Origin of the sequence: Flavobacterium jumunjinense (assembly GCF_021650975.2) — a bacterium.
Lineage (GTDB): Bacteria > Bacteroidota > Bacteroidia > Flavobacteriales > Flavobacteriaceae > Flavobacterium > Flavobacterium jumunjinense.
Map to the genome: position 1 here is coordinate 2834210 of NZ_CP091285.1, position 12699 is coordinate 2846908.

6 protein-coding genes, 2 tRNA genes and 3 rRNA genes are annotated in these 12699 nt (G+C 37.6%); 8 read left to right on the forward strand and 3 right to left on the reverse strand.

Features of this window, described 5'->3' with window-relative positions; translation table 11 throughout:
• Positions 1 to 22 precede the first annotated feature (22 nt).
• Complete coding sequence (gene thrS, locus L2Z92_RS12685) at positions 23 to 1963, reverse strand: threonine--tRNA ligase (RefSeq protein ID WP_236453851.1); 1941 nt, start codon at positions 1961 to 1963, stop codon at positions 23 to 25.
• Between the two features lie 814 nt (positions 1964 to 2777).
• Between thrS and L2Z92_RS12690 the strand changes: the two genes are divergently transcribed.
• From L2Z92_RS12690 to L2Z92_RS12715, 6 genes are all read left to right on the forward strand, one after another.
• Positions 2778 to 4293 (forward strand): 16S ribosomal RNA (locus tag L2Z92_RS12690).
• Positions 4294 to 4375: 82 nt separating this feature from the next.
• Positions 4376 to 4449: transfer RNA gene (locus L2Z92_RS12695), tRNA-Ile, on the forward strand.
• Between the two features lie 98 nt (positions 4450 to 4547).
• Positions 4548 to 4624: transfer RNA gene (locus tag L2Z92_RS12700), tRNA-Ala, on the forward strand.
• A 111-nt stretch (positions 4625 to 4735) separates the two neighbouring features.
• Positions 4736 to 7617 (forward strand): 23S ribosomal RNA (locus L2Z92_RS12705).
• A gap of 150 nt (positions 7618 to 7767) precedes the next feature.
• Positions 7768 to 7877, forward strand: a 5S ribosomal RNA gene (gene rrf / locus L2Z92_RS12710).
• The 16S, 23S and 5S rRNA genes sit together here with 2 tRNA genes alongside, the layout of an rRNA operon.
• A 232-nt stretch (positions 7878 to 8109) precedes the next feature.
• The gene (locus L2Z92_RS12715) at positions 8110 to 8529 is read left to right on the forward strand and encodes a nucleoside-diphosphate kinase (RefSeq protein ID WP_236453853.1); all 420 of its coding nucleotides are present in this window, start codon (positions 8110 to 8112) and stop codon (positions 8527 to 8529) included.
• An 89-nt stretch (positions 8530 to 8618) separates the two neighbouring features.
• Here the strand turns inward: L2Z92_RS12715 and L2Z92_RS12720 are convergent, their stop codons facing one another.
• Positions 8619 to 10022: an FAD-binding oxidoreductase gene (locus L2Z92_RS12720; protein WP_236453856.1), complete on the reverse strand. Its 1404-nt coding sequence runs from the start codon at positions 10020 to 10022 to the stop codon at positions 8619 to 8621.
• Positions 10023 to 10306: 284 nt separating this feature from the next.
• On the opposite strand from L2Z92_RS12720, the gene L2Z92_RS12725 reads away from it, so the two are divergent.
• The gene (locus L2Z92_RS12725) at positions 10307 to 10507 is read left to right on the forward strand and encodes a hypothetical protein (protein ID WP_236453859.1); all 201 of its coding nucleotides are present in this window, start codon (positions 10307 to 10309) and stop codon (positions 10505 to 10507) included.
• 96 nt (positions 10508 to 10603) lie between these two features.
• On the opposite strand, the gene L2Z92_RS12730 is transcribed toward L2Z92_RS12725, so the two are convergent.
• Positions 10604 to 11509 (reverse strand): AEC family transporter, encoded by a 906-nt coding sequence (locus L2Z92_RS12730; RefSeq protein WP_236453862.1) that lies wholly within the window; start codon positions 11507 to 11509, stop codon positions 10604 to 10606.
• Positions 11510 to 11612: 103 nt separating this feature from the next.
• Here L2Z92_RS12730 and meaB point away from each other — a divergent pair, with 103 nt between their 5' ends.
• The gene (gene meaB, locus L2Z92_RS12735; protein WP_236453865.1) at positions 11613 to 12698 is read left to right on the forward strand and encodes a methylmalonyl Co-A mutase-associated GTPase MeaB; all 1086 of its coding nucleotides are present in this window, start codon (positions 11613 to 11615) and stop codon (positions 12696 to 12698) included.
• The last annotated feature ends 1 nt before the right edge of the window (position 12699 follow it).

A 12699-nucleotide genomic window follows, 5' to 3' on the forward strand; every position in this document is an offset into this window, starting at 1 on the left:
GCTTTAAAAATTTAAGTTAAACTTAGAATTGTTTTAATGTTTTGTTTATTTCATCTTGTACTAAATCTGCAAAAGCGTCAATAGTCATTGTTTGGTTAGATTTTCCATCGTCACCATGTTTCCTAACAGAAATTGTTCCGTTTTTCTCCTCATCCTCACCTATGATTAACATAAATGGATATTTCTGAGTCTCAGCTTCACGAATTTTTTTACCAATAGTTTCGTTTCTATTATCTATTTGGGCGCGAATTTCGTGATTTTCTAGCAAAGAAAAAACTTTTTGAGCATAATTTTCATATTTCTCACTCAAAGACAAGATTATAGCTTGCTCAGGCATCAACCAAATCGGAAAATTTCCTGCAGTATGTTCAAGTAGAATTGCAATGAAGCGTTCCATACTTCCAAAAGGAGCTCTATGAATCATAACAGGTCGGTGTAGCTCATTGTCACTACCTTTATATGTTAATTCAAATCGTTCGGGTAAGTTGTAATCAACCTGAATTGTTCCAAGTTGCCAGCTTCTACCTAATGCGTCCTTAACCATGAAATCTAATTTAGGACCATAAAAAGCAGCTTCACCACTTTCTATAACATAATTTAAACCTTTGTCTTTAGCAGCATTAATAATAGCTTGTTCCGCTTTTTCCCAGTTTTCAATATTACCAATATACTTTTCAGGAGTTTCTAGGTCTCTAACAGAAACTTGTGCAGTAAAGTTCTCAAAGCCTAAAGACCCAAATACATAAAGAACTAAATCAATAACATTTTTAAACTCTTCGTCTAATTGATCTGGTGTACAGAAAATATGTGCATCATCTTGAGTGAATCCCCTAACACGAGTTAAGCCGTGTAACTCACCACTTTGTTCATACCTATATACTGTACCAAACTCAGCATAACGCTTAGGTAAGTCTTTATAAGACCAAGGTCTTGCATTGTAAATTTCACAATGATGAGGGCAGTTCATAGGTTTTAATAAAAACTCTTCACCATCGGCAGGAGTGTTTATTGGTTGAAAGCTATCGGCTCCATATTTAGCATAGTGTCCAGAAGTAACATAAAGTTCTTTTTGTCCAATATGTGGAGTAATTACTTGTTCATATCCAGCCTTCTTTTGTGCTTTCTTTAAAAATTGCTCTAATCTATCACGTAAAGCAGCTCCTTTAGGTAGCCATAAAGGTAAGCCTTGACCAACTCTTTGAGAGAAATGAAATAAATCAAGTTCCTTTCCTAGTTTTCTATGGTCACGCTTTTTTGCTTCTTCTAATAAATGTAAATGTTCCGTTAGCTCTTTTTGTTTAGGGAAAGATATTCCGTAAACACGAGTCAATTGTTTGTTTTTTTCGTTACCTCTCCAATACGCACCAGCAACTGATAAAATTTTCATGGCTTTAATTATTCCAGTATTTGGAATATGCCCACCACGACATAAATCTGTAAATGTAGAATGGTCGCAAAATGTAATAGTACCGTCTTCTAAATTTTGTATTAGTTCGGTTTTAAACTCATTGTCTTTGTATAATTCTAATGCCTCTGTTTTAGTTGCGGCACGCATTTTGAATTCATGCTTCTCTCTTGATATTTCTAAAACACGATCTTCAATTCTTTTAAAGTCCGCTTCAGTAATTTTTTGTTCACCAAAATCCACATCATAATAAAACCCATTGTTAATTGCAGGTCCGATAGTAAGTTTGGCATTAGGATAGATTTCTTCTATTACCTGTGCCATAACATGAGAAGTCGAATGCCAAAAAGCTTTTTTTCCTTCTTCATTGTTCCAGGTGTATAATATAAGAGAGCCGTCACAGGTTAGTGGGGTAGTGGTTTCAATTGTTGTACCATTAAAGGAAGCTGAAATTACATTTCTAGCTAAACCTTCACTAATGCTTAAAGCCACATCCATAGGAGAAATGCCTTTTGCAAATTCCTTAACTGAACCGTCGGGTAAAGTAATATTTATCATCTCTTAAAATTTATTGAATTGCAAATATAGTACAATAGCTAAATACACGCAATATATATAAGGTATCATATTTAATAATTTTAAAAAACATTTGAAAAAATGCGCGAACTCCAAGATTCTACAAAAAAGTAATATATAAAGGAGCAAAAAATATATAGTATATATATAAGTAGCAGAAGTAAAAGATTAGAAACACTTTTCGTCCCGCTATTCGCGCTACGTGGTAGTTAGCTTCTATCGTTGCTATAAAAGAAGTTTAGTATTTGATAAGAAGAAAAAAAATTACGTGTAAGTAATTGATTTTCAGAATAGCTAAAAATATATTAAAAAATAGTTAAGAAAAGATTAGGAAACTCGCAAAAAGTGGCTACTTTTGCACCCGCATAACCGCAGAATTTCTTAGATATATATTGATGATTACAACGTAAAGTTGAGGCTTAAAAAAAAGAGTGATTTTTTTTCAAAAAAGCTTGTCAGAAATAAAAAACTAATTATCTTTGCACCCCGCGAAACAAGCGAAGTTCATTTATATATTGAGTAAGATTTATTAAGAAAAAAAAATAATTTTTTTTATCAAATAAAGCTTGCGAGATTAAAAAGAAGGTTGTAGTTTTGCACTCGCTAACTGAGATACTGAAAAGCTTTTGAGATATAGAGTTTTAGGGGGTTAAAGAAAGTGAAGGTTATAAAACAAGAATGACACGTTCATAGACATATTGAATTGACAGCATAATTTAAAGTGATTTAAATTATAAAATAAGAGAGTAAAGGCGAATTAAATACAAAAGCTAGAATCGTACAATATAAAAAATATACGATGAAGAGTTTGATCCTGGCTCAGGATGAACGCTAGCGGCAGGCCTAACACATGCAAGTCGAGGGGTATAGTTCTTCGGAACTAGAGACCGGCGCACGGGTGCGTAACGCGTATGCAATCTGCCTTGTACAGAGGGATAGCCCAGAGAAATTTGGATTAATACCTCATAGTGTTATTGAATGGCATCATTTGATAACTAAAGTTCCAACGGTACAAGATGAGCATGCGTCCCATTAGTTAGTTGGTAAGGTAACGGCTTACCAAGACAATGATGGGTAGGGGTCCTGAGAGGGAGATCCCCCACACTGGTACTGAGACACGGACCAGACTCCTACGGGAGGCAGCAGTGAGGAATATTGGACAATGGGCGCAAGCCTGATCCAGCCATGCCGCGTGCAGGATGACTGCCCTATGGGTTGTAAACTGCTTTTATACAGGAAGAAACACTGCTACGTGTAGCAGCTTGACGGTACTGTAGGAATAAGGATCGGCTAACTCCGTGCCAGCAGCCGCGGTAATACGGAGGATCCAAGCGTTATCCGGAATCATTGGGTTTAAAGGGTCCGTAGGCGGCCTTATAAGTCAGTGGTGAAATCTCCTAGCTCAACTAGGAAACTGCCATTGATACTGTAGGGCTTGAATTTTTAGGAAGTAACTAGAATATGTAGTGTAGCGGTGAAATGCTTAGATATTACATGGAATACCAATTGCGAAGGCAGGTTACTACTAATGGATTGACGCTGATGGACGAAAGCGTGGGTAGCGAACAGGATTAGATACCCTGGTAGTCCACGCCGTAAACGATGGATACTAGCTGTTCGGTTTTCGGACTGAGTGGCTAAGCGAAAGTGATAAGTATCCCACCTGGGGAGTACGCACGCAAGTGTGAAACTCAAAGGAATTGACGGGGGCCCGCACAAGCGGTGGAGCATGTGGTTTAATTCGATGATACGCGAGGAACCTTACCAGGGCTTAAATGGGAGACGACAGGACTGGAAACAGTTTTTTCTTCGGACGTCTTTCAAGGTGCTGCATGGTTGTCGTCAGCTCGTGCCGTGAGGTGTCAGGTTAAGTCCTATAACGAGCGCAACCCCTGTCGTTAGTTGCCAGCGAGTGATGTCGGGAACTCTAACGAGACTGCCGGTGCAAACCGCGAGGAAGGTGGGGATGACGTCAAATCATCACGGCCCTTACGTCCTGGGCCACACACGTGCTACAATGGCCGGTACAGAGAGCAGCTACTAGGCGACTAGATGCGAATCTTCAAAACCGGTCTCAGTTCGGATCGGAGTCTGCAACTCGACTCCGTGAAGCTGGAATCGCTAGTAATCGGATATCAGCCATGATCCGGTGAATACGTTCCCGGGCCTTGTACACACCGCCCGTCAAGCCATGGAAGCTGGGGGTACCTGAAGTCGGTGACCGCAAGGAGCTGCCTAGGGTAAAACTGGTAACTAGGGCTAAGTCGTAACAAGGTAGCCGTACCGGAAGGTGCGGCTGGAACACCTCCTTTCTAGAGAAAGATTTTAGAATTTGTAGATTTGTTTTTATTCTCGCTGTTAGTTCAAATAATATAATAAAACTTAAAGAAACAGAGTCTCGTAGCTCAGCTGGTTAGAGTACTACACTGATAATGTAGGGGTCGGCAGTTCGAGTCTGCCCGGGACTACTATTTTGGGAAAGTTTTATTAAAAGGAAATTTTAGAGGTTGAGTGAAGCCGTTTTAAGTACTGTTAACTGAAGAACTGTTAACTTAGCGCTAAAAATGGGGGATTAGCTCAGCTGGCTAGAGCGCCTGCCTTGCACGCAGGAGGTCATCGGTTCGACTCCGATATTCTCCACCACGGCTTAAAAAGCCACAAGTTCATTGACATATTGAGAAAAGAAAAATATAAAAATATAATAGAAAGCACAAATTTTGGGTGTTATATTCGTATAACATTTAAATAAAAGTACAATAAGCAAAATAAGGGCGTATGGGGAATGCCTAGGCTCTCAGAGGCGATGAAGGACGTGATAAGCTGCGAAAAGCTACGGGGATTGGCACACACGAATTGATCCGTAGATATCCGAATGGGGCAACCCACTATGTTGAAGACATAGTACTCCTACGGGAGAGTAAACCCGCTGAACTGAAACATCTAAGTAGGCGGAGGAGAAGAAAACAAAAGTGATTCCGTAAGTAGTGGCGAGCGAACGCGGATTAGCCCAAACCAGTGTTGTTACGGCAATACTGGGGTTGTAGGACTGCGATATTCTATGCGGATTGAATTAGAATAACCTGGAAAGGTTAACCAAAGAAGGTGATAGTCCTGTATAGGTAAGAGAAGATATAGATAGCAGTATCCTGAGTAGCGCGGGGCACGTGAAACCCTGTGTGAATCTGCCGGGACCATCCGGTAAGGCTAAATACTCCTGAGAGACCGATAGTGAACCAGTACCGTGAGGGAAAGGTGAAAAGAACCGTGAATAACGGAGTGAAATAGATCCTGAAACCATACGCTTACAAGCGGTCGGAGCCCTTTCGTGGGGTGACGGCGTGCCTTTTGCATAATGAGCCTACGAGTTACCGTTGCTGGCAAGGATAAGTGGTTAAGCCACGGATCCGTAGCGAAAGCGAGTCTGAATAGGGCGCTTTAGTCAGTAATGGTAGACGCGAAACCGTGTGATCTACCCATGGGCAGGATGAAGCTTTGTTAACCCAAAGTGGAGGTCCGAACCCGTTGACGTTGAAAAGTCTTGGGATGACCTGTGGGTAGGGGTGAAAGGCCAATCAAACTCGGAAATAGCTCGTACTCCCCGAAATGCATTTAGGTGCAGCGCTGAAATAGTTATATAGAGGTAGAGCTACTGATTGGATGCGGGGGTTTCACCACCTACCAATTCCTGACAAACTCCGAATGCTATATAATGATTTTCATCAGTGAGGGCATGGGTGCTAAGGTCCATGTCCGAGAGGGAAAGAACCCAGACCATCAGCTAAGGTCCCCAAATGTATGCTAAGTTGAAATAACGCGGTTTGTCTGCATAGACAGCTAGGATGTTGGCTTGGAAGCAGCCATTCATTTAAAGAGTGCGTAACAGCTCACTAGTCGAGCGGACGAGCATGGATAATAATCGGGCATAAGTATACTACCGAAGCTATGGATTTGTAAAATATTACAAGTGGTAGGGGAGCATTCTAAACTGGGTCGAAGGTGATATGTGAGTATTGCTGGACTGTTTAGAAAAGAAAATGTAGGCATAAGTAACGATAATGCGGGCGAGAAACCCGCACACCGAAAAACTAAGGTTTCCACAGCTATGCTAATCAGCTGTGGGTTAGTCGGGTCCTAAGGCGAATCCGAAAGGAACAGTCGATGGATAACGGGTTAATATTCCCGTACTACTTATAATTGTGATGGAATGACGGAGTGATGAAAGCACCACGAACTGACGGAATAGTTCGTTGAAGTACCTAGCTATATTCTCTATAGGCAAATCCGTAGAGAATGGCGAAATACGATAGTACTCGGAGTCTTCGGACAAAGGGATAGTGTGCCTAAGGGCTTCCAAGAAAAGTTTCTAAACTTAGATTATAAGTACCCGTACCGTAAACCGACACAGGTAGTTGAGGAGAGAATCCTAAGGTGCTCGAGAGATTCATGGCTAAGGAATTAGGCAAAATAGACCTGTAACTTCGGGAGAAAGGTCGCCAGCAGCAATGCTGGCCGCAGTGAAAAGGTCCAGGCGACTGTTTATCAAAAACACAGGGCTCTGCAAAATCGTAAGATGAAGTATAGGGCCTGACACCTGCCCGGTGCTGGAAGGTTAAGAGGAGATGTTATCTTCGGAGAAGCATTGAATTGAAGCCCCAGTAAACGGCGGCCGTAACTATAACGGTCCTAAGGTAGCGAAATTCCTTGTCGGGTAAGTTCCGACCTGCACGAATGGTGTAACGATCTGGACACTGTCTCAGCCATGAGCTCGGTGAAATTGTAGTAGCGGTGAAGATGCCGCTTACCCGCAGTGGGACGAAAAGACCCTGTGCACCTTTACTATAGCTTAATATTGACCTTGGACACGTGATGTGTAGGATAGGTGGGAGACTTTGAAGTGGCGTCGCTAGGCGTTGTGGAGTCATTGTTGAAATACCACCCTTTGCTTGTCTGAGGCCTAACCCCGCTTAAGTGGGGGACATTGTTTGGTGGGTAGTTTGACTGGGGTGGTCGCCTCCAAAAGAGTAACGGAGGCTTCTAAAGGTTCCCTCAGCACGCTTGGTAACCGTGCGTAGAGTGCAATGGTATAAGGGAGCTTGACTGAGAGACATACAGGTCGATCAGGTACGAAAGTAGAGCATAGTGATCCGGTGGTTCCGCATGGAAGGGCCATCGCTCAAAGGATAAAAGGTACGCCGGGGATAACAGGCTGATCTCCCCCAAGAGCTCATATCGACGGGGGGGTTTGGCACCTCGATGTCGGCTCGTCACATCCTGGGGCTGGAGAAGGTCCCAAGGGTTGGGCTGTTCGCCCATTAAAGTGGCACGCGAGCTGGGTTCAGAACGTCGTGAGACAGTTCGGTCTCTATCTACTGTGGGCGTTAGAAATTTGAATGGATCTGATTCTAGTACGAGAGGACCGAATTGGACAAACCTCTGGTGTATCTGTTGTTCCGCCAGGAGCACTGCAGAGTAGCTACGTTTGGAAGGGATAAGCGCTGAAAGCATATAAGCGCGAAACCCACCATAAGATGAGATTTCTTTTAAGGGTCGTGGAAGATGACCACGTTGATAGGCTATAGATGTAAAGGCAGTAATGTCATAGTCAAGTAGTACTAATAACCCGTAAGCTTATGTACGAATTTCCTGCTCCGCAAGGAGCAGGGATGCACTTTCTATAGAATAATAAATATATTTTCTTGTCTCAATATGTTAAGATATTATTGCACATATTCATTTTGAAAAACAAATGTTTATTGCAATTAATTGCCCAAAGCAATTAGATCATTTAAGGTGGTTATTGCGGTGGGGCTCACCTCTTCCCATTCCGAACAGAGAAGTTAAGCCCACCTGCGCAGATGGTACTGCAATCCTGTGGGAGAGTATGTCGCCGCCTTTCTTTTAAAAACCCTAATCATACTGATTAGGGTTTTTTGTTATATGATATTGTTCTCACTTTTGTTTGTAATGTATTAAATTTAAGGAACGAATTTTTTTTGAGTTTAATTATGAGTTATAATTAAACTTTTTTAACACTATTATGTGTTTAAAAGGTTAAACTTTTAGTAGCAAATTTCTATATTCAATAAAAAAGATTACTTTTGCACGAAATTAAAATATATAATAACGTTATGGCAACGAATAGAACTTTTACAATGATTAAACCTGATGCAGTTCAGAACGGACACATCGGTGGGATTTTAAATATGATTACTGAAGGAGGTTTCAGAATTGTTTCAATGAAATTGACTCAATTGACAGTAGCAGATGCTCAAAAATTTTATGAAGTACATTCAGAAAGACCATTTTATGGTGAGTTAGTTGAATTTATGTCAAGAGGTCCTATTGTGGCTGCGATCTTGGAAAAAGATAATGCTGTTGAAGATTTTAGAGCTTTAATTGGTGCTACTAATCCTGCAGATGCTTCTGAAGGAACTATTCGTAAAAAATATGCTACTTCTATTGGAGAAAATGCTGTACATGGTTCTGATTCAGATGAAAATGCAGCTATTGAAGGAGCTTTTCACTTTGCAGGAAGAGAGCAATTCTAATATTTTTTTAAATAATCCTAATTAACTGTACAGTTAATTAGATAAAAATATAAATCCCGTTTTGATAATTTCAAAACGGGATTTTTGTTTTATAAATTATCAGGAAGGATTTTTCCGGGATTTAAAATTAAATTAGGATCAAATAGTTGTTTAATTCCTTTCATTAAATTTAATTCTATTTGATTGAAAGCGATAGGCATATAGTTTTTTTGAACGTAACCAATACCGTGTTCGCCAGATAATGTTCCTTTTAGAGCTACTGTTAATTTGAAAATTTCAGTTATGCCTTTTGGAACTTCAGTTATCCAGTTTGTATCAGTCATATTACCTTTAACTATATTAATGTGTAAGTTTCCGTCACCAGCATGGCCGTAACAAATAGTTGTAAAACCATATTTTCTTCCGATTTCTTTAACTCCTTTTAGTAGATTAGGTAGTTCGTATCTTGGTACAACTGTGTCTTCTTCTTTGTAAATTGAATTTGATTTAACAGCTTCTCCAACAGCTCTACGTAGTTTCCATAATGCATTTTTTTGTTCTTCAGTGTCAGCAAATAATACTTCATCTATTTCAAATTGTTCTACTACACTCATTATTTTTTCTGCTTCTTGAAATAAAATATCTGGATAATTACCATCTACTTCAATTAATAGATGTGCTTGAATTTCGTCCTTTATTATGACATTTACTTCAGGAACATATTTCATTGTCCAGTCTATAGCATCTCGCTCAATAAATTCTAAAGCGCTAGGAATAATTCCTGCTCTAAAAATTGCGGAAACAGCTTCACATGCTTCGTCAGATTTATAAAAAGGGACTAGCATTAATATATTGTGATTGCTTAAAGGAAGTAACTTTAATACAATTTTTGTAATTATACCCAGTGTTCCTTCACTTCCAACCATTAATTGTGTAAGATTGTATCCTGTAGAATTTTTTAATGTATTTGCACCTGTCCAAATTATTTCTCCTGTAGGAAGTACTACTTCTAAATTTAAAACATAATCTTTGGTTACTCCGTATTTAACGGCTCTTGCTCCTCCAGAATTTTCAGCAATATTGCCTCCAATGAAGCAACTTCCCATGCTACTTGGGTCTACAGGGTAAAAAAGTCCTTTTTCAGCAACATTATCTTTTAAAACTTGGGTTATTACACCAGGCTCTGTTACTACTTGAAGATTTTTTTCATCTATATTAATTATTTTGTTGAAACGCTCCATTGATAGTCCAATTCCTCCATAAAGGCTTAATGCTCCGCCACTAAGACCTGTTCTTGCACCTATTGGTGTTACTGGTATTTTGTTTTTGTTGGCTATTTTCATTATAGCTGCTATTTCTTCAACTGTAGCTGGTTTGACTAAGATATTAGGTGGAAAGTTATAGTCTTCTGTTTCATCATGTCCATAATTATGTCTTGTTTCAAGATCTGTGTAAACATATTTTTCTCCTACAATAGTGTATAGTTCGGTAAGTAATTCGGTGTTAATTTGCATTTTTATGAGAAATTATAGTGTAAAAATAGGGAAAAATGCTGGTTTTTATAAGTCAATTTGAAATTTATGTAGTTTTTTTACAGAAAATAGAAACTTGTTTTAACTGTTTCGTATTGATTTGTATTTCATTGAAAATCAAATATTTGTAAGTATCAAAGTAAATAATTATAATTTGACAAAATGACAGTTCAAAGAAATAAACATGTCAATATTTATTTTTTTTTCAACATTTGCTTGTTTATATGTTTTTTTTATTAAATTTGAATAACCCAATATAATCTATTATGTCAAACACAATGATCAATCGTACAAAGTTAACTTTAGAGAAAGTTAGTTTTGATCCTGCTTTGTTTAGCAGTGAATTATTAAAAGCAATAAAGTTTTTATTAATTAATGAACTAGAGGAATTAGCAATTTGGTTTGTGAATTTTATTCAAGGTAAGCCTCAATTGCAAAATGTTAAATTTTCTGCTAGTGAACAATAAAACTACTTTTATTACTTTTAAGAAATTAAAATAAAAAATAACAATTTAAATTTTCAGAAACACAATAGGATTATTTTCTTATTGTGTTTTTTTGATTTATCCAATAAACCAATACCAAAATGCTAGTGTTAAGAATGATACAGGAATTCCTATTCCAACCATCATACTACTTAATTTTGGTTTTAGTCCATAAGTAGAAGCTAGTATTGTGCCAGTAATCATTGGTGCCATTGCGGCTTCCATAATAGAAACATCGATCATTAAGCCATTGGTGTTAAATATTTTTTTATAAAGTATAAAAAAGAAAAGTGGAGTTATCATAAGTTTGAAAAATAATCCTAAGGTTAGAAAATTCCAATGTTTACTTTTTCGTTCAATTTTTAACTGTAAGCCAACTGCTATTAATGCAACAGGTGTAACTGTGTTTCCAATTCTAAGAAATACATTTTGCAATAATAGATGAAAATCTGATTGCAATAGATTTAGTAAAAGCGCAATAAAAAAGGCAATGAATGGAGGAAAAAAAAGAATTTTGGAAACAATTCCTTTTGCATCTAGTGTTTCTCTAGAAAATAGAGTAGCTGTTATAATTCCTAATGTGGCCATGACTACAAACGAGCCAGGTTGATCTACAATTATTGCTGTCTCTAGTCCTTTGCTGCCATATAGAGCTTCAATTACTGGAAAACCGACAAAAGATGTATTGCCTAATCCGGCAGTTAAGATTAGGCATCCTGTAAGTTTTTTAGACCAACCTAAGTATTTTCCTAAGGTGTAGAAAAAAATAAATGACAGCCCAAAGCCTAACCAGGCAATTCCAAGCGGAAATAACAAGGCAGTTGAAATTTCTATTTTTGGTATATAAAATAAGGCTAAAGCAGGTAAGGATACATAAATTACAAATTGATTTAATGAAACATGCATGTTTTTTGGAAGAGTTTTAATGAATTGAAGTAAAACACCAACCAATAAACAGAGAAATAATAAAATAATATTGTCCATAATAATTAATGAGATACAAATTTAAAAAGCATTATTTGATTATTCCTTTATAAGGCGTTTTTTTTCAAAAAAATCGTACTTTTACGGTAAAGACTTTGTGCATTTGGAAACTCAAGAAAATAAATCTGCTTTATCTGAAATCAATGGAATTAACCAACCTGATTCGGTTAGTCGTGTTGTTGCAAACAATATTCTACAATTTAGAAGAAAACAGCCTTCTGCTAAAGAATTAGTTTTAGCTATTGCTAATGGTGATAAAATTGCATTAAGCAGAGCTATTACATTAATAGAAAGTACAAATATTTCTCACTTAGAAAAAGCTAATGAAGTTATTCAAGGTTGTTTGCCTTATGCTAATAAATCAGTTAGAATGGGAATTACAGGAGTTCCTGGTGTTGGAAAAAGTACTTTTATAGAAGCTTTTGGTAAGCATTTAACTTCATTAGGGAAAAAAGTAGCTGTTTTAGCTGTTGATCCTAGTTCATCTATAAGTCATGGTAGTATTTTAGGTGATAAAACTAGAATGGAGGAATTAGTTAAAGATGAAAATGCTTTTATTCGTCCTAGTGCTTCTGGCGATAGTTTAGGTGGAGTTGCAAGGAAAACGAGAGAAGCTATCATTCTTTGTGAAGCTTGTGGTTTTGATACTATTATTATAGAAACTGTTGGTGTAGGGCAAAGTGAAACTGCTGTTCATAGTATGGTTGATTTTTTCTTATTACTTAAAATTGCTGGTGCAGGTGATGAATTGCAAGGTATAAAAAGAGGTATTATGGAAATGGCTGATACAATAGTAATCAATAAAGCTGATGGTGATAATATTGCTAAAGCTAAGTTAGCCAAATCCGAATTTAATAGAGCCCTACATTTATTTCCAGCGAAAAAAAGTGGTTGGATACCTAAGGTAACTACATGTAGTGCTGTTTATGGTGATGGTATTGATACTGTTTGGAAGATTATTTCAGACTATTTCGAAATGGTGAAGACGAATAGTTATTTTCAAGCGAAACGACAAGATCAAAATCAATTTTGGATGATGGAAACGATTAATGAACAGTTGAAGTCTAATTTCTACAATCATCCTGAAATTGTATTACTTTTAGAATCTAATAAAAAAGCGGTACAAAACAACGAAGTTTCTCCTTTTGCAGCCGCTCAAATATTATTGGAAACGTTTTTTAAAAAATAAT